Origin of the sequence: Vibrio sp. 99-8-1 (genome assembly GCF_013114595.1) — a bacterium.
In the GTDB taxonomy this organism is placed as follows: domain Bacteria; phylum Pseudomonadota; class Gammaproteobacteria; order Enterobacterales; family Vibrionaceae; genus Vibrio.
Genome location: NZ_VTXE01000038.1, coordinates 14,760 through 38,901, shown reverse-complemented (window position 1 = coordinate 38,901; position 24,142 = coordinate 14,760). Strand labels below are relative to the sequence as shown.

The following is a 24,142-nucleotide window of genomic DNA, read 5'->3' as shown; positions in this document are numbered from 1 at the left end:
CACCCTTAGATAATAATCAGTTGGCCTTCAATTGCACCCGCTTGTTTTAGCGCTTGCAAAATAGCCATTAAATCAGACGGTGCAGCCCCAACTTCATTGACTGCTCGAACAAGGTCATCCAGAGTTAAACCGGGTTCAAATTTGAACATTTTTCCTTGTTCTTCGTTCACTTCGATGGTGGAATTGGGTACAACCACCGTCTGTCCTCCAGAAAGCGCATTAGGCTGACTCACCTGAAGGTTTTCTTTGATTGCGACGGTCATACCACCGTGAGTGACAGCGGCAGGTTTTAGCTTCACATGTTGCCCAACAACGATGGTACCGGTACGAGAATTAACAATGATCTTTGCAGAGCCTTCCGCTGGATTAAACTCAACATTCTCAATTGCTGACATAAATGCCACTCGCTGACTGACATCTCTAGGGGCTCGAATCTTCACCGATGTCGAGTCCACTGCTGTCGCCATCTGTGGCCCTAAAAACTTATTAACGGCATCCGCCAGTCTTTGCGCTGTCGTAAAGTCAGACTCCAGTAAATTGAACGTTATATAATCACCACGGCTAAAAGGCGTTGGAATTTCACGTTCAACAGTTGCGCCACTCGAGATAAGTCCAACCGTTGGGTTATTGCCCACCACTTTGGAACCATCAGCACCGGTGGCACTAAAGCCACTCACCACTAAATTTCCTTGAGCGATAGCATACACTTCGCCATCAAGACCTTTTAAGAAGGTTTGCACCAGCGTACCGCCGCGAAGACTTTTCGCCGAACCGATGGAGGAGACGGTCACATCGACTTGTTGTCCTTGCTTAGAAAAAGCAGGCAACTCCGCCGTCACAACAACAGCGGCAACGTTTTTGGTTTTTGGCTTGGTGCCGGGAGGCAATTGAATTCCGAAATTTTGCAACATGGCGTTAAAGCTCTGATCGGTAAAAGGGGTCGACTCCCCTGTTCCCGGCAAACCAGTCACTAACCCATAACCTATTAGCTGGTTACTACGAACGCCTGCAACTTCCGCTACGTCTTTGATTCTCGCAGCATAAGCCGATGTCGTTAACATCATCAGGCTGACTATTGTTAGTACCAATTTCTTCATTGCTAAAACCTTACCTATTGTCAAAACATCGACATTTAATTATCTATCACAAAGAGACATTAAAGAATCGTGCCAAGAATCCTGGTTCTTGCATATCTTGTTGGTTTCCAGTGCCTGAATATTGGATACGAGCATTGGAAATTCGCGTGGAAGCGATTGTATTTTCATAACTAATATCATCCGGGCGAATGGTGCCACTTAGGCGAATATATTCGTCACCAGTGTTAAGGGTAAGCCATTTTTCACCGCGAATGACTAAATTACCATTGGCTAAAACGTCAATAACTTCCACGGTAATCGAACCACTGATGCTATTGCTCTGATTTGCCGTGCTGTTGCCTTTAAATTTATTGTCATTTTTCAGTGCATAGGAAAAATCATAATCATTGATGGTCAAAGGCTTGCCACCCACGGCCAGTGGGTCCATTGAAGCATCATTCGACTTGGATAGATCAGCATCGGCACTTTTTGCCGCTTTTGTCTGTTCATCCATCATGACCGTCACAATATCGCCAATACCGTGAGGCTTGGAGTCATCGTAAAGGTTACTTGCATAACTATCATTAAATAGCGAACCCGTTGCCGCAGCGTAGTGCTGAGGTTTATTCTTAGGTTGGATTGGAGCCCATGCAGGGTCACCTTTCAGCGGATCATTTCTGCCGCGCAATGTATCAATAATACCGGAGCTCTCTTCATCCGCTTTGTCACCTTCAACAGCATCCACTAGAGTCGTACTCTGCTCAACATCGGTTCCTGTATCGTCTGGAGACAACGAGCATCCTGACATGGCGACGACAATCAGTAAGGCTAGATAACGTTTCATATCAATTTACTCTATTTATTAAAGTTGTTGGTTAACAAAGCTTTGCATTTTGTCTACCGCAGAGATGACTTTGGAGTTCATCTCATACACGCGCTGGGCTTCAATCAAATTAACCAGTTCTTCCGTCACATTAACATTTGAGCTCTCAAGCATAGATTGACGAATAGCACCTAACCCTTCCAAGCCGGGGGTCCCTTCTTGAGCTTCACCACTTGCGCCTGTTGGCAGGTACAAGTTTTGTCCAATGGGCTCTAAGCCACCTGGGTTAACAAAATCTACCGTCGTGATCTGTCCCAGCACTTGGTTGTCCTGTTGACCTCTTAAACGGACAGAGACTTCACCATCGGTGCCGATGGTAACGGAAATCGCATCCTCAGGAACGGTAATTTCTGGCTCTAACGCGTAACCAGAACCAGAGGTAACAATCACCCCTTCATCATTTAAAGTGAACTGACCATTACGGCTATAACCAATATTGCCGTCTGGCATCAAAATTTGGAAAAAGCCATCACCCTCTATCATCATGTCCATACTATTAGAGGTGGTTTGTGCATTACCGTTGGTATGAATTTTTTGTGTTGCAACAACCTTTGAACCCGCACCTAACATCAATCCACTCGGTAGCTCGGTATTTTGCGAAGACTGGCCACCAGCCTGATTGATATTTTGATAGAAAAGATCTTCAAATACAGCTCTGCTTTTTTTATAACCTACAGTTGAGGCGTTCGCTAGGTTGTTGGAAATGGTAGCGATGTTCGTTTGTTGAGCATCTAACCCTGTTTTACTTACCCATAATGCTGGATGCATAATTTCTACCCTCGTTAAACTGTTAGCTCATTCTCAGCAATGAATCGGACGCTTTGTCCATATCTTCTGCATTGCTCATCAGTTTGACTTGCATTTCAAACTGTCGCTGTAAATCGATTAAACTTGTCATTTCACCAACGGCATTGACGTTGCTGCCTTCTATAGCGCCAGTCATTATCTTCACGTTAGCATCCGCGGTATAAACACCATTAGGATCCTTACTGCGAAATAGTCCATTAGTATCTTTATATAAATCTCTGTTATTGGTCTGCGTTAATTTAATTCTGTCTACCACTTCCATCGCTTCTGCAGGCGCACCTTGCGGCAATACGGAAATTGTGCCATCTCGGCCAATCTCTACTTTTGCTAATGGGATGGGTAAGGTAATTGGTGCGCCAGTTTCACCTAACACGACGTGACCAGAACCATTCGAAAGCAAGCCAGTTTCGTCAATGTGTAAGTTACCATTGCGCGTTAAACCTTCCTGTCCCGCTTTATCCATCACAGAGATCCAGCCATCACCTTCGACGGTAATGTCTAAGTCTCTTCCTGTGGTGACAACACTACCTTGAGAAAAACTATGCCCCGGACGTTCTGTCATAGCGAATACGCGAGACGGCAAGCCTTCGCCATAAGCCTGCATAGAACGAGCTTGAGCGAGATCGGCACGAAAACCTGTAGTGCTCACGTTAGCAAGGTTATTGGCTCTTAATTGCATCTCTTGCATATTTTGCTTAGCGCCACTCATGGCTAAGAACAGTGCGCGATCCATAGTAAAACTCCAAAGTACTTATATCTAAGGCTAATAAAGCAATAGACATGCCAACTTTTAAAGTTCTTTTATAACAAAGGTTTGAGGGGGAATATAGAAAAAGGAAAGCATTGCCGCTAGGTTATGGATTACGGCTTTGCCGCATCGGGCGGCAACAATAGTAAGCCACAAATAATATTGTGGCTTAACTATTCAGATGATTGTATTAACGAATTTGCAAAATGGTTTGAGCATTTTGGTTATGTACTTCAAGTGAACGTGAGTTCGCTTGGAAGTTACGTTGAGCAGAAATGAGGTCAACCAACTCTTGGGTCATATCAATGTTTGACTGTTCCAACGTACCATTATTAATGGTACCAAAAGAGCCTTTATTTGACTCACCCCAGATTTTATCTCCTGAGAACTGAGTTGAATCCCATTGGGTGCCACCTTTCTTATCCAAACCTTGCTCATTGGCAACACGAACCAAACCTACACGACCTAACGTGACATTTTCACCATTTGAATAGGTACCAAGGATGCTACCATTTTCATCGAAATCTATTTTGGTCAAAAAGCCGGTTGTTGCGCCATCTTCATCAAATTTGGTTAGTTCAAACGGTGCAGCAAACTGAGTTGCACCATCTAACTTAACGCTAATAACTTGAGTGGGATCCGCGCCATTTAAGTCAATAGGGTTGGCACCAGCACCAAGCTGTTCAGTCACAATCGGCTGACCGTTGTTCAAGCTGGCTAAGGTTCCGTCACTGTTGAACTTCATTGTATGACCAATATGACCCGTCGCATTAGTAGCATCACCACCAGTAATGTTGAGCGGTTTCTCACCCGCTTCATCACTCACTGTATAGTAAGTTTGCCATGTATTTGGCTGAGTCATATCTTTTAGATAATAGGTTGTCATTTTATATGACTGACCCATTGAGTCATAAATGGTAGACGAAGTTGAGCGGTTAAACGTTTCGTCATCGGTAAAATCAAAAAGAGCGGGGTCTTTTAAATCACCATTTGCCGGCACGTTCACACCCACTTCTACATTGGCTGTCTGTTTAGGTTTACCAAACTCGGCAGGAACATTTAGGGGAGACGGCTCATAAGAGAGGACATCACCGGTATCTGGGTTCACCTGATAACCTAATAGGAACTCATCGTTAGAGGTCACCATATAGTTATCTTTGTTTAAGTGAAATGCACCATTCCGCGTTAGCTCATTCTGAGACGGCGTCATACGGTCTTTAGATACAGCAAAGAAGCCCGTACCACCGATACGTAAGTCCATCGGGTTATTTGTGTATATGCTCGACCCTTCATGGAATTGTTGAGCCACTTTGTTTGGCTGAACACCACCACCTGGGGTTGTTTTTGCGTTAGTAAATAGTGAACTAGAATACACATCACCAAATTCAGCACGAGACTCTTTAAATCCGTACGTATTTGCATTGGCAATATTATTACTGGTTGTGTTTAAATCTAACTGAGCAGCGGATAAACCGCTTAAAGCTACATATGACATTTTAAATTCTCCTATCTAGCCAGCGTATTACGCTTTGCCAACTTCTAGTACTTCAGCAAGTCGAACTGGCGAATTAAATCCAGCCAGATTGAGCAGTACGTTACCATCACCTTTGCCAAGAAGGACACTATTCACATTAGCGTAAGTCGAAACTTCAAACTCTGTGCTTTGTCCATCCAACAGACCTGCAGCTTTTACATTGTACTTGCCAGCAGGCAATGGATTACCGTTTTCATCTTTACCATCCCATTCAACCTTGTTGTCACCAGCGGACTTAGCACCAACATCAAGTGTTCTTACTAATTGCCCTAACTCGTTTTCAACACGGACGAATAAGTTATCTACCGATTGAGGCAACTTAACCATAGCCGCCATTCCCGCATTCTCAGGCTTAATGCCCGCAGCACCAGGAACCAATACATCACGACCAACAAGAGACGACGCTTGTAAAGCCTGATTAGAGGTCATAGATGAGTTTAAGCTTTCAAACTGTCCATTCATCTCAGTGATACCATCAACGGTCGCAAATGAAGCCATTTGCGCAATCATCTGGTCATTACCAACCGGCTTAAAAGGGTCTTGTTGAGCAAGTTGCTTGGTGAGCAATGATAAGAAGTCCTCTTGTTTGAGTTCTTGCTTACCTGTTGTCTCAGCAGGCTTATTCTGCTCCTGAAGACTTTTAAGCTGGTCAAGGTAGGACAAACCGTTCTGACCAACATTGTTGACTGCCATTACGTTATCTCCTTATCCCTATTGACCCATCTGCAGCGTACGCAGCAGCATTTGTTTACTAGCATCGGCAACTTGAACATTCGTTTGATATGAACGAGAGGCCGATATCATGTTCGCCATTTCTTCCATCACATTGACATTGGGCTTATAAATAAAACCATCATCGTTAGCGAGTGGGTGGTCTGGATTGTATTCAGCTTGCAACGGCTTATCACTCTCAACAATACCTAATACTTTTACTGGTACGTTATCGTCTCGATTATAACGAGCCTTACTTAGCTCAGCGCCAAAAACTGCATGTCGTGCTTTATAGGTTTCTTTCGCAGAACCACTAACACTGTCCGCATTAGCAAGGTTACTTGAGGTGGTATTTAAACGAACAGACTCAGCACTCATGGCAGAACCTGTCACATTAAACACATTAAATAAACTCATCTAATTACTCCCCTCTAATTGCCTTGCTTAAGTTTTTGAATTTACTTCCTAAGAAGTCGAGTGATGCTTGATGCCTAATTTGGTTTTGCATAAATAAATTACGCTCCAAATCAAGGTCAACGGTGTTGCCATCACCCGTATCAGGCTGAGTTGGCATGCGATACTTAACATCCCCAGTCACATTGGTAGTGGCAGCAATATGCCGTTCATTTGTTCGGCTTAGACCAAAGTTTGCCTCTGACGTTGCCGTCGCTAGCGCTCTTTGGAAGTCCATACCTTTTGACTTAAACCCAGGTGTATTCGCTTGCGCAATGTTAGTAGAGATAACCTCTGCATTGCGTTCACGCACACCAACTGAGTGTTGATGTATACCTAAAGCGTTGTTAAAAGAAATGGCCATATTATGCCTCTACCATCAAAAAATGACTTACTAAGTAAATAAAAGCAATCTTCATGCCAAAAGTTTTAAAATTGCTTTTTTATGCTATTTCGATTCAATTATCGTTCGTTTTCACAATGACTCATTGAGATTGCACAAATCGGGCCAAGAGCCAATTAATTTAAAATGTCACAGTAAGAATAGTGATAAAAAGGGATTACAGCGAGTTATATACTCAAGTGACCTCAAGATGCAGGATTCAGAGCAACATCAACAACTTCAGTTCAAGAAAGATAATTGAAGGAATGGCATTCCGTTTCAAGATTAGTATAGTGAGAAATAACAAGAAAAGAAAAACGGCCCCATTACAATAAAGGAGCCGTTTAATATATGATTAAGACCTATTAAGCCCAAAGTCCAACTAAGCCATTATTTAAGTTTATAAATAATACCTGGATTACAACGTACCATATCAAATCGATCCGTTAATCCTGTCAATGACTCCGATGCACCCAATAACAAATAGCCACCGGGATTTAGTGAGTTAGCAATAGAGTTAAGCACTTGCGATTTCATGTCCGGTGAAAAGTAGATCAGCACATTACGACAAAAAACAATATCGAACTTACCAAGCAGAGCATAACTTTCCATCAAGTTCTGAGGTCTAAAATTAACCAAACGTTTCACGTTATCTTTAATCTTCATGCGACCATCATCAGCGTCTTCAAAAAAAGTCCGTCGCCTCTCTGGCGATAAACCTCTGCCCAATGCTAGGTTGTCATAAACTCCGGCACGGCACATATCCAGCATACTTGCTGAGATATCCGTTGCCGTAATCGAAACACTTGGCAACATACCAGGTCGTTTTGATTGCGTCTCAAGGACCGTCATCGCCATTGAGTATGGTTCTTGTCCCGAAGAACTTGCCGCAGACCAGATCTTAATTGGTCGCTTTTTCTCAGCGACTTCAGGTAGCAACTTATCGGACAAAACGCTAAATGGGTAACTATCCCTAAACCATAATGTTTCATTGGTGGTCATCGCATCAACCGCGGCAATTCTTAGTTCACGATTACGACCAGTTACAACATTACGGAGTAAATCAGACAAGGATGCAAGGTTAAACTTGGTTACAAGCGGACTTAATCTACTGCGCACCAAATACTGCTTGCTATCACCCAAGACGATGCCACATTGTGATTCCAAAAACCGGCTAAAGTCTCGGTATTCTTGATCGCTTATCGAAATTGCTGTCATTTACTTCTCTTTTTATTTGCTGACTGCTGCTTTTACCGCTGCGCCTAACTCATCAGGATTAAACTTGGCAATAAATTCATTAGCACCTACACGCTCAACCATTGCTTGGTTAAATACACCACTTAAAGACGTATGTAAAATAATATGTAGATCTTTAAATTCTGGATGACGGCGAAGCTCTGCCGTTAAAGTATAGCCATCCATTTCCGGCATCTCTATATCTGAGATAACCAAAGAGATCTGTTCGTAGATACTGCCTTCAGATGCCATTTCAATTAATTTATCATAGGCTTCTTTGCCGTCTTTTACCAAAATAGCTTCAAAACCGATGGATTCTACTGCGCGCTGAACCTGTTTTCTTGCCACAGTTGAGTCATCTGCAATAAGAATACGACGCACAATCTCTTTATCCGCTTCTTTTTCTACTTGTGCAATCTCTTCTGCTAAGTTGGCATCCATCGCTTCTTCAACCGGCGAGATTTCCGCTAAGATTTTCTCAACATCAATGATCTCTACCAGCTCGTTATCAATATTTGTTACGGCAGTTAGGTAGTTGCCCTTTCCTGCACCTTCCGGTGGCGGAAGAATGGCTTCCCAATGCATATTGATGATGCGCTCTACCGAAGTAACTAAAAACCCTTGTACCGTACGGTTAAACTCAGAAATGATAACGAAACAGTCATGTGGGTCTTGAGTTGGTCGTCCACCAATCGCTAAACTTAAATCAATAACCGATATGGTATGCCCTCGAATATGAGCCACCCCAATAACATTAGGGTTGAGATTGGGCATAGATGTTAACTTAGGGCACTGAAGTACTTCTTTTACTTTAAATACGTTAATTCCGTAACGCTGACGTCCCATTAAACGAAACATCAACAGTTCTAGTCTATTCTGACCTACTAACTGCGTTCGTTGATTCACAGAATCCATGATACCGGTCATAAACTCAACTCCATCTCAAACTTCTGATTAAAAAATGTTAAACTGTATACGCTACTATAAAGAAAGCACACAAATTAGCCCTCGTACAGTTAGGTGTATCCATAATGTATTCTATCTCTAAGTGTAAAGCTTTATACAAATTTCTTGATAAATCTATCGGCTTTTTCGCATTTTTCTTTAGTTTATCGTGTTTTGCTGCAACACCTGAACAAATTTTAGCCATTCAAGCCGCGGCTGAACATCATGCTAATAGCATTATAGACGTTCCTGAAAATGGTGAATTGGTAGTACGCGCTGCAAAGCTCGATTCTCGTATTAAAGCATCAGATTGTGATCAACCTTTAGCTGCATCCTCATCAACAAAAAGTAGCACAACTAGCCGGATTACCGTACTTGTAGAGTGCAAAAATGGAGGTTGGCGAGTTTATGTACCAGTAAAAACGTCGTTATCATTGCCTTTAGTTACTGCCAATCGCTCCCTTGCAAGAGGCGAACTTATCTCTTCATCTGACTTATCTCTAACAATGATAGAATTAAATGCCTATCGTAGACAAGGGTTTACTGATATACAACAAGCGATAGGTGCAAAGCTAAAGAAAAATATTCGCCAAGGAGAAGTACTCGAGCGCAATGATATTTGTGTAGTATGCCGCAACGAAAAGGTCATCATTAAAGCCGTGAAAGGCGAAATGATCATTACAACCAAAGGAACGGCACTCAGTGATGGTTCAACTGGTGAACAAATCCGAGTGAAAAATGACAAATCTAAACGTATAATAGAGGGAGTTGTGACGGGAATAGCTGAAATTACAGTATATTTTTGATTTTTTTTCCCGCAAACTAGATATATCGATAAAAAAGTCTAAAGCTTAGGCAATTTTGGTCGATACTCTGTATACAGAATTCACACATTTAAGCGAAAAGGCTTTTTATATGGCAGGCATTGACAATATTCGCACCGGACAAACTATGAACACCAGTCGTAGTCCGTCTCGTCCAGAATCCGGAGCGTCGCGCTCAGGTTCTGTAGCTGAATCTAAAAGTAATTCAGATTCAGTGTCACTAAGCCAGCAAGGTAAAGCTATGGGTAAGCTTCAGCAGAATATGGCCGCACAGCCTAGTTTTGACAGTGCAAAAGTCGCAGCGATTAAAGAGGCCATTGCTAATGGTTCTTACCAAGTTGATCCGGACAAGCTGGCAGATAATATGATGAAGTTTGAAAAAGAGTTAGGTGGGCTGTAATCAGCTCTACAGTATAACGTTACCATGGCAAAACTGGCTGATTTACTCGACTACCAATTGCAGAACGCTCAAGCACTTTCCTCTTTACTTGAAAGTGAGAAAGTGGCTATTACCTCGCGTGTTTCTAATGATATAGAGACATTAGCTAAAGAGAAACTGGTTCTCATTTCTCAGCTTCAGCAGACCGATCAGCGTATTGCTAGCCATGATGATGTTGCGTTGATCACGGAAGATGACAGCTATAAAGATAAAGTAAACCAAATCCGTTCTATTGTTCATGATTGCAAACAGAGCAATGAAGTAAACGGAGAAGCACTGCAAAGAGCTCAACTAAGCTACAACAAGCTAAGTAATCTAATGCAACAAAGTCGCGGCAAAATAGGCATGACTTATACCTCCGGGGGACGCACCAGCACGGTATCCACCTTGGGAACTGATATAAAAGCATAGCATTGGTAAATTATTCATATAAAAAAACGGCAATCATTGCCGTTTTTTTATATCTGGAGAATGTAACTGATTAGAATAGTGTCTGTTGTCTCTTTGATGGTACTTGCTGCACTTCACCGTAATCTCGTAATCGATTCATTTTATCGATATCCAGTTCCAGTTCAGTCACATAGCTATCACCAACAGGATAACTTCTCACAACTTCCGCACCTCGAATAACACCGTCCACTGATGCTGATGTTGTCTCTACACCTAGACGTTGATCTTGTAAGTTTGCCCGTCCACTGACTCGCATACCATAAATCTGCTCAGCAAGTTCGCGATAAGCGTCCATTTTCGACGCTCGCATCGCTCTGACGCGTTTCTCTTCGTCTGTGCGGCCCTTTTGTTCACTGACACTGGCATAACCCACTGCCGTCAATATGCTGGCGGAATCCATGTTCTGTAATGGCTGACATCCCGCAGCAACAAATATAAAAGCAATAACTAGTAACTTTTTCATAGCCACTCCTACGGACGTAAAATAATAGTATTCTTGGAACTACGAGTTGGATCTGAACGAATAATCAAACCATCTTCTGTACGGATTGTATTCAGCGTATCCAAGTCTCGCCCAATTCTGTCGGCTGGTAAGAAACCTTGTGCTGTTGCCACGACAACTCGGCTACGCATCGCTACCACGCGGGCATTTACGATTACACCGCCTTCTTGTCTCAGCATTGTGCCAGTAAGGACATACGTCACCTGCTGCTCTTGAGCTAAATCTTGCCAGTCTCTGCTTAACGCGAAATCACCTTGTTGTGTCACACGAATAGAGCCAGTGGTTTTAAAATCAACCACTTTAAAACCGCGTTGTTGCAGTTGAAAAATAAATGCCTCAGATACCGAATTACCTAACCAACTCGTGGTATCCATATTCTGTAAGTCCACAAAGGAGGTTACCGCTATCGGCGTTCTTGCTGAAATACTGGTATTCGTCTCAACCAGATCTTCAGTTAAACTCTCTACAAAGTAATCCATTGTATGACGAGGATTTTCCATCAGCATAAACCGACTACCGGAATAGGGTTCCTTGCCGTTATAAATGGGCGAATATGAGCAGGATGCTATCAGCATCGTCACTGCTACAATAAACCATTTTTTCATTTTCTTGATCTCCAGATATACTTGATGCCACATACAAGAGAATTGATTTCATAACTTAGTTATCTCTCTTTAACAGTTATGGAACAATCTTTGCTTTCTCTAACTTAGCAATTATCAGAAAGTGACATCTAAATCAGTTACCAAGATTACAAGCAAGAACCATACCCAATTGGGAAAATTAAATGAAAAAACAGATAATCAGCGCAAGCATGGCATTATTTACGACCATTTTCAGCACGTTAGCTCATTCGGAATGGTATGAAGCAAGCGGAACGGCCGACTATGTCTCATCGAAGGAAACGGCAAGGATCAATGCTCTAGAAGATGCACTTTATCAAGGAATGAAGTTTTCCGGAGCCGATATTGGCTCGCTAAGCGCTTTGCGACCATTTCTTGAAGAGAGCAGCAGTGAATATCAGTTCACTAACCATGAAGTTCGCTATATACGAGTAGTAGAATCCAATGCGGACGATGGAAAAATGACGCTTCGTGTCCAGATGGATATTTACCCTTCGGCAACAGGTTGCCATGTTAACCAATATAAAAAGACATTTTTGGTTGGTAATATCGATTTAGCCTCTCCTCAACAAGCCGTCATGGGACAGATATATAATATTGGTGATGATTTTAGCCATATTGTAAATAGACGACTAAAACAAGAGTCCGTTAGCTTTGTCTCTGTGGGGACAACCGATTATGAGATCGATAAAGATAATCCTTCGGTGCTTAAGATGATCGCACAAGATACAAACGCTCAATACATTATCGGAGGGGCAATTACTGACCTTAGTGCAACAGTAAAGCAAAACCTGCTTAAAGATGACACTATTAATCGTCAGTTTGCTTTAGAGATGCAGATTTATGATGGCAAAACAGGCCAAGAGGTGTACAACAAATCTTATCGAGAAGTAGCGACGTGGCCATTCCCTAAATCTAGCCAAGTGGATACACGAAGCGCTCGTTTTTGGGCCTCAACATATGGTCAAATGATGCTGCGTGTAAGCCGCAATATCATGTTGGATTTAGAAGCTGAGCTGTCATGTAAAATTACCCTTCCTCAAGTCGTTGCCCTTCGCGACAATATCGTCACTATGGACTCAGGTAGAGTTCATGGCGTTGAAGTGGGTGATAAGCTACAGCTTTGGCATACAGGATCATTTATTGACCAAGCAGGTATTCCAAGAAACCGTGTGTCTCAAAGTGAAATCACCTTAACGGTCACAAGAACCTATGATCAAGAGTCTGAACTGGTAATCGACCAGCCGCAATTGGCTCAAAGCATTCAATTAGGTGATGTAATGCACAAAGAGATCCAATAACTTCCCGTAAGCTATAAATGCTCCTGAACAGAAAAGGTCTATCAATCAAACGGTTGATAGACCTTTTAAATACTTAAGCTATTGCAAGTCTGGATATGTCAGTTTCCACAGCACGATGCAAAGTGACCCATTACTGACCTAACCCTTCCGAGGATAATTTAAGCAAGTTTAAATTTCCCTGCTAGATCTTGCAGTTTATCAGCTAAGCCCGTCTGTTCTTGAGCTGCTAGTGCAATCTGTTCACCACTCTCCGCCGTTACTTGCACGCTATTACTAATATCCTGAGCACTAACCGAGATTTCACTACTTACAACTACTTGCTCTTCAGCCGCGGTAGAAATTTGAACCGCCATTTCGCGAATATGATCAATGGATTCAACCACCGTTTCCAGTGTTGACTTAACATCGGCAGATTTTTCAACACTTGATGTCGCTAACTGCTTAGCGCCTTGAACTTGTTCAAAGGCACTATCACTGTACTGTTGCAGTTTTTTCACCATACCTTCGATCTCTAATGTCGATTCCTGTGTGCGCTGAGCTAACGATCTAACTTCATCAGCCACGACGGCAAAACCGCGCCCTTGCTCCCCTGCTCTTGCCGCTTCGATAGCCGCATTAAGCGCCAACAAGTTGGTCTGTTCCGCGATACCTTGGATAACATCTACAACGCTAGAGATACTACCGCTACTTTCATGCAGCTCTGAAATGGTTTCAGAGACAGAATCTATTCGAACCGAAACATCATTAATAGACTGAGTAGATTCATCAACAATCTTACTACTCTCAGTGATAAGTTCATTAGCAGAATTGGCCTCGTCAGAGGTCAATTTAATGTTGGCGGCGACTTCTCGTATGGATGTGCTCATCTGCTCCATCGAATCAACAACATTAAGCACCTGAACTTGCTCTTTCTTCAACAGGTTAGCGTTTTCTTTCACCGTAACCGTCGACTCCTCCGAGGCTGTCGCCAACTGTTCACTTGAATCGGCAATAATGTGCACGGTTTCGGTTATCGAATCTAACATTCTATTTAAGTTATTCGCTATCATGCCCAACTCATCATGACTAACCGCACTACAACGTGTTGCTAAGTCTTTATCAGCAGCCTTTTTCATCGTCTCTTTAAGCGCATTTATTTGCTGAGTAAAGCTTCTCAATAACATGAAACTGAAATAACAAGAACTGAGAAGAATGACACTTGAAACTATCAAATATAACCAGAAACTGTTTTGACTAGAGGTAACGGTATCACTAGAAAGCGATAGTATCTCCTCCGTCAACATCTCTTCTTCCTGCTTAAGTAAATTGATCCGTTTAGTTGATTGAGCAAACCACTCTTCAGCATTCTGATTCATGTCATCCGCAAACGCTTTACTACGATAACTTTCAACCTGTTTCACTGCTTCATTGCTCAAGGTCTTTTTGTAAGAGATAGCCTGTTCTGCTGACGCATAAATAAGAAACGAAGAGAAATAAGTGTTTTGCTCACTCACTAAAGTAACAAACTTGCGAAACATGCCCGGGCCAAACTTACCCTGACCAAATGAATTACTTAGAACCGCTCTTTCAATGCCTGCACGCTCTTTACCTTGGAGAAATTCATAATAGGCAGCCAGCGCACGACTGATTTCTGCTACCTCAGATATAGAAACGGCGAGTCCGGGAATAGAAAGCAGTTTACCGTTCAAGGTCGTATAGTATTTTAATGCTTCACCTATAGGCGTATTTAAAGCGGTAATACCACTTCGCATGGATTCAATCTGGTTAATCATAGTATTCGCAGCTTGTACCACTTGCCACAATTCACCGTAACTTTTTAAACCACTGCTATGTTGCTCAAGATAGTTTTTAAGATCCGCTAAACGTTTGTCTGTCTCTTTACGCTGCAATGGCAGTTTGCTTGAGAAACTCTTTCCTTTTGATCCAAGGTAGCCTGCCGACATTCCTCTCTCTTTCTGCAATTCATGAACCAGACGGCTATTAAATGCTGATAATTCTACAAAGGAGTATATGGTACTGGCTGACGTTTTAGCGTGGCTATTGGTATATACTTGCATGCTGGCGAAGTAGCACAATGTGGCTAGAATCGGCAAGACAACCAACATCAATTTTATTCTGACGTTTAACTGCATATGAAGTCCTATAGAAAATAGTTAAAACTTATCGGCACATGTTATTATATGTTAAGTGTACGTTATCAACAGGGCGAAATGTAACAAATATTATTTTTTACAGCTTTCTCGTTAACACTTTTCAACAAAAGCTATGTAAATTGACGGATAATCAATCAGTTGTTCTATTCAATCAGAAAAAATCGTTAAATTTCAGAGCGAATCCCGATATAATCACCAGCAAGTTACGTCCCCTTGGCACAGCTGGATAGCGCGACTCCCTCCTAAGGAGTAGGTCACAGGTTCGAATCCTGTAGGGGACGCCACTCTTCTTTTCTTTTACCAATCTCACTGACTGTCTTTAGCGTTACTCGTTGTTACTATTGGTTATTTCCTCTACTTCAAACAGGCTCTGTTGATAATTTTTCGTTGTCAGCTTCAAATTTAGTTCAGAATGGCTTACTCTTTATATTAATAAATATGTCATTTAGATAGCTGAGTAATGAGTAAAAGCAACCTAACGACAAATACGGGTCATCGGTTTATCTCCAAAGGTAAAACTGCATATAAGATCCATATTCATACCCCAGAAGATAAGATACTGCACCGCTCGGTGGGGTTTATTCGCTTGGGTGAAGAGAAAGCGCTAAAGAAAGCCATCGAACAGAGAAACGATCTGGGCAAAGAGATGTGGGGAAAACATTGGAACCGACTTCTAAAAGACCCTTTTCTGATGACCCGACTGCCCCATGATTTAGAGCCTAAAATAGTTTATAAGTCTAGAAATCCCGCAACAAGTGAAGGCTATTATATTGCCAAATGGCGGGAGTATTTAGGAAATGGTGAGTTTAAGTATCGCAGCAAAGTTTGCTCTATTGATAAACATGGAAAACTGGCTGCTTACTCCATCGCGAAACGAGCACTTCTCGAAGCGCATAAAGATGTTATCGATATATTGATGTTTATGGGACGCTTAAACAGTATTGATTTAAAGTAATCAAAGATAATGGCACAAAAAAATCGGTCTGCTTTCAAACAGACCGATTCACTTTAAATCATCAGTACTTTTTATTACTGAGCATTCGCCTCACGTTTAGCAATATACTCTAACGCCATTTGAATACGGCTAATAACACGCTCTTTACCGATCAACTGCATAACCGCATCAACCGATGGAGATTGTCCACCACCAGTCACCGCAACACGAAGCGGCATTCCGATTTTACCCATACCGATTTCAAGCTCTTCACAAACTTGAGCAATCATATTGTGCAAATTCTCTGTGCTCCAATCACTGATCGCTTCAACCTTGCTTAACGCCAGCATCAACGGCTCTTTTGCAACGCCACGTAAATGCTTTTTCGCTGCCGCTTGGTCGAACTCACTAAAGTCATTGTAGAAATAACCTGACTGTTGAGCCAACTCAACCAAGGTATTACAGCGCTCACCAACCAGTTGGATAACATCTGTAATTTCTGGTCCATTCTCAATATTTATCTCTTGCTGATCAAGATGCCACTGAAGATGAGTCGCAACGTAGCTTGGCTCTGATGTCTTAATATAATGGTTGTTCAACCATAAAAGCTTATCAGTATTAAATGCCGACGCCGACTTACTAATAGCGCCCAAACTAAATAGTTCAATCATCTCTTGCTGTGAAAAGATTTCTTGATCGCCATGAGACCAGCCTAAACGTACCAAGTAGTTATTTAGCGCATTTGGTAAGTAGCCTTCATCTCGATACTGCATAACCGATACCGCACCATGACGTTTAGACAATTTAGCGCCATCATCACCCAATATCATTGCACAGTGAGCAAATGTTGGTACTGGAGCTCCTAGTGCTTGATAGATATTAATTTGGCGAGGGGTATTGTTGATATGATCTTCACCACGAACAACATGAGTAATACCCATATCCCAATCATCAACCACTACCACAAAGTTGTATGTTGGTGCGCCATCAGTACGACGAATAATTAAGTCATCAAGTTGGTCATTTGCAATTTCGATACGACCACGAATTTGATCATCAAATACGACGCTGCCTTCTTTAGGGTTACGGAAACGAATAACACAAGGATCCCCCTCTTTAGCATTAGCGTTAGCAGCAATAATCTTTGCATGACTCGCATCATAACGAGGCATCTCTTTATTGGCTTCTTGCTCTTCACGAATCTCATCTAGCAGCTCTTTAGGTGCATAGCACTTATATGCTTTATCATCCGCTAGCAGCTTGTCGACCATTTCGTTATAACGATCAAAACGTTTTGACTGGTAGAACGGCCCTTCGTCCCACTCTAGTCCCATCCACTGCATACCTTCTAAAATTGCATCAACGGCTTGTTGGGAATTACGTTCAAGGTCAGTATCTTCAATACGTAGAACAAATTCACCGCCTTGATTTTTTGCATAAAGCCATGAATAAAGAGCAGTACGAGCACCACCGACGTGAAGATAGCCTGTTGGGCTTGGGGCAAAACGAGTTTTTACCGTCATGTAATTACCTTAGGGTTATAAAATGCAGCCGTTTGCTGCAAGACAAAGACAAAAGTGGCGGTATTTTAGCACTGTGTACCTCTATATCTCAATTGGGATTTAACGGAATCATTTCGTTGTAACTCTTGACCTTACCCTATAGGCAAGGTTTATCTTGACGTCATTAGTGGATAAAAGGGCATTATTTGATGAATCAGTTTACCATTCCGTTGAGAGGACTAGGGTGCGGCAAGTGCATCAAAAAAGTCACCGAGTTATTTTCCGATACAACGGAAAACACGATTATGTCCCTATCCAAGCACTCTTTGGTATTAGAAACCACTCTTGGTTTAAATGACGTGATACAGCAGATTGAATCTCTCAATTATCAAGCTGGAAACCAAGTTACATTAGCACTTAGCGGTTTAAAATGCGGTAAATGTGTTAATAAGCTAAGCCTGCGCTTAGCCGAGCATCAACAAATAGCCACCTTTAACGTAACTAAAACTGAGCTCACTTTAGTCACAACGTTATCCGAAGCAGACATTATTGACATAGTTTTCGATACAGGTTTTAGCGCCGAGAGCAAACAAGATAATATTGCTGAAGCTGAATCCGTCACCCAATCCACTGAGCAAACTGAGCAAACTGAGCAAACTGAGCAAACTGAGCAAACTGAGCAAGTTACCTTACAACAACAAGCCGCGCAGCAACAAAGTAAAAGTAAAATATCACTAATATTGCAAGGAATGACCTGTGCAAGCTGTGTTTCATCGGTAGAAAAGGCCTGCTTACGCGTGGAAGAAGTTACCCACACACAAATAAATTTAGCGGAACAAACTGCATCCATATCATTGCTGTCAGATACTGCTGAAGTTCGAGATAAGTTAATAAACTCCATAAGCAGTGCTGGATACCAAGCCTCCATTATTGAAGATGAGTCTCAACAGCAGAGCCAACTACAAACGGCAAATATCAGAGCGCAACAGCAGTTTAAGCGAAGTGCTATTAGTGCACTCTCTATCGGTGCCCCTTTAATGCTCTGGGGTGTTATGGGGGGAAACATGATGATCAGAAGCAGTACAGATCAATTCACTTGGGGCATTATAGGTGCCATCTGTCTATTACTGCTATTAACTGCCGGACGCAGCTTTTTCATTAACGCGTGGCAATCTCTAGTTCATCGAAGAGCGACTATGGACACCTTAGTCGCATTAGGTACAGGCTCCGCATGGCTCTATTCAATGCTCGTTGTTGTACAGCCTAGCTGGTTCCCTAGCGCATCTCGTCATGTTTACTTCGAAGCCAGCGCCATGATCATTGGATTGATCTCTTTAGGTCACTATATTGAAGCAAAAGCAAAATATCGTACCACCCAATCACTGCAAGCACTTGTCGGCTTACAAGCCAAGTTTGCAACGGTAAAACTCGAAACTGGCGACCAAAAACTGCCCATTGCAGACATTCAACTTGGTATGCAAATCCGAATAAAACCAGGAGAAAAAGTACCGGTAGACGGCATTGTGATCCAAGGTGAAAGCTACATCGACGAAGCAATGCTAACTGGTGAGCCGATAGCAAAATACAAACAAATTGGTGATAAAGTATCTGCTGGTACGCTAAATTATGATGGCAGCCTGGTTATTGAAGCAACAGGTGTGGGTAGTAAAACCATGCTGGCGCGTATCATTAAAATGGTGAGAGAAGCTCAAAGTAGTAAACCACCAATCGCCAAGCTTGCTGACTCAATTTCTGCTGTATTTGTACCAATTGTGGTTGCCATTGCCGCAATATCTGCGGTGGTGTGGTGGCAATTTGGTCCCGAGCCACAGGCGAGCTATATGCTGGTAGTGTCTACAACCGTTCTCATTATAGCTTGCCCCTGTGCATTAGGTTTAGCTACGCCACTATCCATTACTGTTGGAGTCGGTAAAGCGGCAGAACTAGGAATACTGATTAAAGATGCTCATGTGCTACAAAGTGCGAGTCAAATCGATACCGTTGTCTTCGATAAAACCGGCACCCTAACGGTAGGAAAACCCACCGTACAGGACGTTACTCTACTAAATAACGCCAGTTTAAATCAATTCCTAACCATGGTTTATGCGTTAGAAACTCACTCTCAACACCCTTTAGCTGCCGCTATCTGTGACTATGCTAAACAACATAATACATCGTTAATTGAGGCATCTGAGATCATCTCACTTGGTGGAAAAGGGATTAATGGCACAGTAAATAACGAACAGGTCATTATAGGATCAGTAAACTACCTACAAGCGCAATCTATTGTGCTAGATAAACAGGTCATCAACAGCTATATCGACAAGGCATGGACACCGGTTGTCGTTAGCATTAATGGTATAGCCGCAGGTATTATCGCCATTTCAGATCCACTCAAAGAGGACGCCAAACAAGCGGTAAGTCAGCTAAAGAAAAATGGTCTCGATGTTATATTGCTATCTGGAGATAACCAGACTGTTGCTGAGCATATAGCCACTGAATTGGGAATCACCACCACTATAGCTGAAGTTCTTCCCGATGAAAAAGCCCTACATATAACAAAACTACAAGAGAGTGGTAAGAAAGTCGCTATGGTTGGCGATGGAATCAATGATGCTCCCGCATTAGCACAGGCAGATATAGGTATTGCGATGGGAAGTGGCTCTGATGTTGCGATTGAAAGCGCACAAATGACACTACTAAACTCATCACCTCTGGCTATCAATAATGCCATTGAACTTTCTAAAGCAACCCTTAAAAATATGAAACAAAATCTATTTGGTGCATTTGTATACAATATAATAGGTATTCCTATTGCAGCTGGAGTGCTATACCCAACATTTGGTTTTTTGTTAAGCCCCGTATTTGCCGGGGCGGCAATGGCATTGTCTTCAATAACGGTAGTATCCAATGCGAATCGCTTAAGGCTGTTTAAAGTAAAACAGCCATAATGTATACGTGATATGCTGATACCACCATTGACCAGCAACAGTCGCCATGAGTAATAAACTGCAAACCTTCATAATGTTGACATTGATAACGCTCAGCCAGTCAGTTCTGTCTGAGCCTCTTTTTTGGCATGCTCAAAAAGGGAATAAGCAGTATTTAATACTAGGATCCATTCACATGGGCACGCCTGATATGCATCCGCTTTCAGAAGCCATCTTTCACTATTTAGAGGATAGCGACGGACTCGTCACCGAAATCGATATATCGGATGACAATTACAGTTGGGCAGCTACAACCCCTCCACTACTCACTCAAGATAGTTTGAACAAAGAGCAGCAACAGCAACTTGCAATAATCAATCAAGAACTGGGATATCCAGAAGGTGCTTTCCTAACTGCTCCGGCATGGCAAACAGCGTTGACGCTACAGGTGTCACTATTTAAGCGACTTGGTTTGCAACAAGATTTGGGCATAGACAGAGTCATTACCGATCTCGCCATACAAAAAAACATTCCCATCACTGGCTTAGAAAGCTTAGAGTTTCAGATGGATCTGTTCAGCAAAAACCCTCAGGTCAGCAAGTTACTGCTAACAGATACCATAGATAACTGGCAACAGCATCAACAGATAAGTCGATGTCTACCTAAAGCATGGTTAGCTGGTGATAAGAGTATGATGATACAAATAAGCAGTGAAAGCGAAATAGAAAATCTGATTACAGAACAATTCATCTATCAACGAAACCAAGACTGGGCTAATAAACTTAACTCTATTTCGTTTTTACCAGATGGGCGCTATTTAGTTGTTGTCGGTGCACTGCATTTAGTCGGACAGCAGAACTTATTGTCGCTGCTGTCACAAAAAGGATTTAAAGTTAGCCAACGATCACAATCGCAACAAATCACCTGCCCGTAAAGCGTTTACTCAGAAAGTCACGTCAACATATAGCTTAACGGTATCGCGGAACGACAAAAAAATAGATTGATGTTAAATAGTGAAAAGTAGCAAGAACTCAGCACAACATTACTGGATGGGTCACAGGGTTGTGCTGAGACGCCTAAATTATTTCGAGCAATGACTAACCAGCTTTTGATATAGACTATCAGCAAGCTGATGGGACGCGATGTTTCGGCAAACAACATCGCTGTCTAATTTACCTGAACTAACCACCGCTAACCAATCAGCAATCATCGCATCAAACCCTTTACTAGCAAGCATTGGGGTCCAATCCTTAAGGCTCAATCTAACTTGTTCATTTTCACGCCAGCGATAGCCTTGAGAAAAAGAATCAAATTGATATGACTCTCCTGCGATATTGGCGCTGACTATTTCATTGGTGATTCCATGCTGCCTATTCATCGATGCATGTAACAATTGGTTGTTTTGTTGCCACTGAATATCAACTCTTGCCAATTTATCACCCTGCATTTGATGGGTAATATAAGCATCAGAGATGTCACTCTTACCATAAATATTAACGCTATCTAAAGGGTGAATAAAATCGTCAAATATAAAGTCCTTAATCTCTCCAACTTGATTAAAACGATTCTTCTCCCAGCGGAGTGAGCTCAGTTCAGCACAGTTACCTCTCTGTACCCCAATCATATGCTGGTTATACAGTGGAATATGACGACGGTTAAAGCCAACATACAGAGGCTGCGACTTTATTTCCGCTAGTTCATAAAGCTCTTCACACAAGGCAGCACTATTCGCCAGTGGCTTATCTACAAAAGTAGCGATTCCCTGATGTAAAAAATAGCGAGCAATTTCAGGATGAGCCGACGTAGCGGCATGAATCATCACAGCATCAATATTAAACTGAGGCAGTAATTTATAATCCGTACAGCACTCTTTAACTCGGTACTTGTTCGACAAACGAGCTAACGTGTCACTATTCCGAGTACAAAAAACCAGCTCAACGCCTTCAAGCTGAGTTATAACCGGTAGATAAGCTTTTTGTGCAATATCACCAAGTCCAATAATTGCTATTTTCATTTATATACACTCTGTTGCGTTAACCGTATAAGGCTATCATGAAATACCAAACCATATACAAACGGAACAGAGATAGTTTGATTTTAAATGCACTAAAAAGCTAACCATCTTCCTGCGCGCTAAAACACAAAAAACCCCGCCTTAATGACGATGCTTCCTTAATGGTCGGTGAAGAGCCGAATTCAAGCAATAGCCGAACCCCCGACCCTATAACTCTGCTCTGTCACTGAAGCTGATGCATATCGACAATTCTTATTACGACAAACAGCAAAAAGCCCCAACATTTCTGCTGAGGCTTTTTAAATATGGTCGGTGAAGAGCTGAGTTCAAGGAATAGCCGAACCCCCGACCCTATAGCTCTGCTCTGTCACTGAAGCTGATGCTTATCGACAATTCTTATTACGACAAACAGCAAAAAGCCCCAACATTTCTGTTGAGGCTTTTTAAATATGATCGATGAAGAGCTGAGTTCAAGGAATAGCCGAACCCCCGACCCTATAACTCTGCTCTGTCACTGAAGCTGATGCTTATGGATAATTCTTATTACGACAAGCAGCAAAAAGCCCCAACATTTCTGCTGAGGCTTTTTAAATATGCTCGGTGAAGAGCTGAATTCAAGGATTAGCCGAACCCCCGACCCTATAACTCTGCTCTGTCACTGAAGCTGATGCTTATGGATAATTCTTATTACGACAAACAGCAAAAAGCCCCAACATTTCTGTTGAGGCTTTTTAAATATGATCGGTGAAGAGCCGAACTCAAGCAATAGCCGAAGCCCCGACCCTATAACTCTGCTCTGTCAGTGAAGCTGATGCATATCGACAATTCTTATTACGACAAACAGCAAAAAGCCCCAACATTTCTGTTGAGGCTTTTTAAATATGGTCGGTGAAGAGCTGAATTCAAGGATTAGCCGAACCCCCGACCCTATAACTCTGCTCTGTCACTGAAGCTGATGCTTATCGATAAGTCTTATTACGACAAGCAGCAAAAAGCCCCAACATTTCTGCTGAGGCTTTTTAAATATGGTCGGTGAAGAGGGATTCGAACCCCCGACCCTCTGGTCCCAAACCAGATGCGCTACCAAGCTGCGCTATTCACCGAATATGTTGTTCTATTTGAAATACCACCAGAGGGTCGCCCTCTAGTCCGCTATTCCAAAATCAGGATGCGCTATCAAGCTGCGCCGTTCTCTGATTATATTGTTCTATTTGAAATACTACCAGAGGGTCACCCTCTAGTCCGCTACTCCAAAAAATCAGGATGCGCTGCCAAGCTGCGCTATTCACCGAGAACGGAGCGTATAATACGGATTATTGAACAAGACGCAAGGCATTTTGTACGCTTTTTTTACAATCCAGTCTGTTTGCTTAAAACATCAGCAGCCCAGTATAAAGTGTGAGCAAAAACGCAACAACAGAAACATTCATGTAACTATTTTTCCACAATTGATCTAGATCAGGACATGAATGCTTTACACAAATTAAATTAGTTTTTGTCATCAGTACTTTATTAGGAGCAACTATGGATTTTTGGCTAGAACTTTTATTTGGCAACGCTGTAGGTTTGTCTTCGATGATCGTGATATTTATTACAGTAGGCTTAATGTTATTTTTCGGTAGCTACTTCATATATAAAGTAATGAGTGACAAATCTCCTCACTAGATCATTAGCAATTAGAACTATTGCACCGGA

23 protein-coding genes and 2 tRNA genes are annotated in these 24,142 nt (G+C 42.2%); 9 read left to right on the top strand and 16 right to left on the bottom strand.

Annotated elements, in window-relative coordinates; genetic code table 11:
• Positions 1-5: 5 nt before the first annotated feature.
• The 10 genes from F0227_RS18285 to F0227_RS18240 form a co-directional block, all read right to left on the bottom strand.
• Entirely contained in the window at positions 6-1,097 is a 1,092-nt protein-coding gene (locus tag F0227_RS18285; RefSeq protein ID WP_171754688.1) for a flagellar basal body P-ring protein FlgI, read from the bottom strand.
• A gap of 46 nt (positions 1,098-1,143) precedes the next feature.
• A complete protein-coding gene (gene flgH / locus F0227_RS18280; RefSeq protein WP_171754687.1) occupies positions 1,144-1,920 on the bottom strand; it encodes a flagellar basal body L-ring protein FlgH in 777 nt (258 codons plus the stop codon).
• An 18-nt stretch (positions 1,921-1,938) separates the two neighbouring features.
• Complete coding sequence (gene flgG, locus F0227_RS18275) at positions 1,939-2,727, bottom strand: flagellar basal-body rod protein FlgG (protein ID WP_171754686.1); 789 nt, start codon at positions 2,725-2,727, stop codon at positions 1,939-1,941.
• Positions 2,728-2,749: 22 nt separating this feature from the next.
• The gene (locus F0227_RS18270) at positions 2,750-3,499 is read right to left on the bottom strand and encodes a flagellar basal body rod protein FlgF (protein WP_171754685.1); all 750 of its coding nucleotides are present in this window, start codon (positions 3,497-3,499) and stop codon (positions 2,750-2,752) included.
• Positions 3,500-3,704: 205 nt separating this feature from the next.
• Complete coding sequence (flgE, locus tag F0227_RS18265; RefSeq protein WP_171754684.1) at positions 3,705-5,009, bottom strand: flagellar hook protein FlgE; 1,305 nt, start codon at positions 5,007-5,009, stop codon at positions 3,705-3,707.
• Between the two features lie 27 nt (positions 5,010-5,036).
• On the bottom strand, positions 5,037-5,741 hold the full coding sequence (locus tag F0227_RS18260) for a flagellar hook assembly protein FlgD (protein ID WP_171754683.1): 705 nt from the start codon (positions 5,739-5,741) through the stop codon (positions 5,037-5,039).
• An 18-nt stretch (positions 5,742-5,759) separates the two neighbouring features.
• A complete protein-coding gene (gene flgC / locus F0227_RS18255) occupies positions 5,760-6,176 on the bottom strand; it encodes a flagellar basal body rod protein FlgC (RefSeq protein WP_171754682.1) in 417 nt (138 codons plus the stop codon).
• A gap of 4 nt (positions 6,177-6,180) precedes the next feature.
• Positions 6,181-6,576, bottom strand: a complete 396-nt coding sequence (gene flgB / locus F0227_RS18250; protein ID WP_171754681.1) for a flagellar basal body rod protein FlgB — start codon at positions 6,574-6,576, stop codon at positions 6,181-6,183.
• A 408-nt stretch (positions 6,577-6,984) separates the two neighbouring features.
• Entirely contained in the window at positions 6,985-7,812 is an 828-nt protein-coding gene (locus F0227_RS18245) for a protein-glutamate O-methyltransferase (RefSeq protein WP_171754680.1), read from the bottom strand.
• Positions 7,813-7,824: 12 nt separating this feature from the next.
• On the bottom strand, positions 7,825-8,757 hold the full coding sequence (locus F0227_RS18240; protein WP_171754679.1) for a chemotaxis protein CheV: 933 nt from the start codon (positions 8,755-8,757) through the stop codon (positions 7,825-7,827).
• Between the two features lie 104 nt (positions 8,758-8,861).
• Here F0227_RS18240 and flgA point away from each other — a divergent pair, with 104 nt between their 5' ends.
• The 3 genes from flgA (at position 8,862) to flgN (ending at position 10,449) form a co-directional block, all read left to right on the top strand.
• On the top strand, positions 8,862-9,581 hold the full coding sequence (gene flgA, locus F0227_RS18235; RefSeq protein WP_171754678.1) for a flagellar basal body P-ring formation chaperone FlgA: 720 nt from the start codon (positions 8,862-8,864) through the stop codon (positions 9,579-9,581).
• 109 nt (positions 9,582-9,690) lie between these two features.
• A complete protein-coding gene (gene flgM / locus F0227_RS18230; protein WP_171754677.1) occupies positions 9,691-9,999 on the top strand; it encodes a flagellar biosynthesis anti-sigma factor FlgM in 309 nt (102 codons plus the stop codon).
• Positions 10,000-10,023: 24 nt separating this feature from the next.
• Positions 10,024-10,449 (top strand): flagellar export chaperone FlgN, encoded by a 426-nt coding sequence (gene flgN / locus F0227_RS18225; RefSeq protein ID WP_171754676.1) that lies wholly within the window; start codon positions 10,024-10,026, stop codon positions 10,447-10,449.
• Between the two features lie 70 nt (positions 10,450-10,519).
• Here flgN and F0227_RS18220 read toward each other — a convergent pair whose 3' ends face one another.
• Both F0227_RS18220 and F0227_RS18215 read right to left on the bottom strand, forming a co-directional pair.
• Positions 10,520-10,951, bottom strand: coding sequence for an LPP20 family lipoprotein (locus tag F0227_RS18220; RefSeq protein WP_171754675.1), 432 nt, complete (start codon positions 10,949-10,951; stop codon positions 10,520-10,522).
• Between the two features lie 8 nt (positions 10,952-10,959).
• Positions 10,960-11,595, bottom strand: coding sequence for a FlgO family outer membrane protein (locus F0227_RS18215; protein ID WP_171754674.1), 636 nt, complete (start codon positions 11,593-11,595; stop codon positions 10,960-10,962).
• Between the two features lie 182 nt (positions 11,596-11,777).
• On the opposite strand from F0227_RS18215, the gene F0227_RS18210 reads away from it, so the two are divergent.
• A complete protein-coding gene (locus tag F0227_RS18210; RefSeq protein WP_171754673.1) occupies positions 11,778-12,914 on the top strand; it encodes a flagellar assembly protein FlgT in 1,137 nt (378 codons plus the stop codon).
• Positions 12,915-13,072: 158 nt separating this feature from the next.
• Here the strand turns inward: F0227_RS18210 and F0227_RS18205 are convergent, their stop codons facing one another.
• Entirely contained in the window at positions 13,073-15,046 is a 1,974-nt protein-coding gene (locus F0227_RS18205; RefSeq protein ID WP_171754672.1) for a methyl-accepting chemotaxis protein, read from the bottom strand.
• A 228-nt stretch (positions 15,047-15,274) separates the two neighbouring features.
• Between F0227_RS18205 and F0227_RS18200 the strand changes: the two genes are divergently transcribed.
• Positions 15,275-15,351: transfer RNA gene (locus F0227_RS18200), tRNA-Arg, on the top strand.
• 176 nt (positions 15,352-15,527) lie between these two features.
• Positions 15,528-16,022 (top strand): Fe3+-citrate ABC transporter substrate-binding protein, encoded by a 495-nt coding sequence (locus F0227_RS18195; protein ID WP_171754671.1) that lies wholly within the window; start codon positions 15,528-15,530, stop codon positions 16,020-16,022.
• 74 nt (positions 16,023-16,096) lie between these two features.
• Here the strand turns inward: F0227_RS18195 and gltX are convergent, their stop codons facing one another.
• Complete coding sequence (gene gltX, locus F0227_RS18190; RefSeq protein ID WP_171754670.1) at positions 16,097-17,524, bottom strand: glutamate--tRNA ligase; 1,428 nt, start codon at positions 17,522-17,524, stop codon at positions 16,097-16,099.
• Positions 17,525-17,712: 188 nt separating this feature from the next.
• Here gltX and F0227_RS18185 point away from each other — a divergent pair, with 188 nt between their 5' ends.
• Positions 17,713-20,454 carry a heavy metal translocating P-type ATPase gene (locus F0227_RS18185; protein ID WP_171754669.1) on the top strand — a complete coding sequence of 914 codons (2,742 nt, stop codon included), beginning with the start codon at positions 17,713-17,715 and terminating at the stop codon, positions 20,452-20,454.
• Positions 20,455-20,500: 46 nt separating this feature from the next.
• Positions 20,501-21,367 (top strand): TraB/GumN family protein, encoded by an 867-nt coding sequence (locus tag F0227_RS18180; protein ID WP_171754668.1) that lies wholly within the window; start codon positions 20,501-20,503, stop codon positions 21,365-21,367.
• 147 nt (positions 21,368-21,514) lie between these two features.
• Here the strand turns inward: F0227_RS18180 and F0227_RS18175 are convergent, their stop codons facing one another.
• Positions 21,515-22,447 carry a Gfo/Idh/MocA family oxidoreductase gene (locus F0227_RS18175; protein WP_171754667.1) on the bottom strand — a complete coding sequence of 311 codons (933 nt, stop codon included), beginning with the start codon at positions 22,445-22,447 and terminating at the stop codon, positions 21,515-21,517.
• A gap of 1,026 nt (positions 22,448-23,473) precedes the next feature.
• Positions 23,474-23,550: transfer RNA gene (locus F0227_RS18170), tRNA-Pro, on the bottom strand.
• A 421-nt stretch (positions 23,551-23,971) separates the two neighbouring features.
• Between F0227_RS18170 and F0227_RS18165 the strand changes: the two genes are divergently transcribed.
• Positions 23,972-24,112, top strand: coding sequence for a DUF3149 domain-containing protein (locus F0227_RS18165; RefSeq protein ID WP_171754666.1), 141 nt, complete (start codon positions 23,972-23,974; stop codon positions 24,110-24,112).
• Positions 24,113-24,142 lie beyond the last annotated feature (30 nt).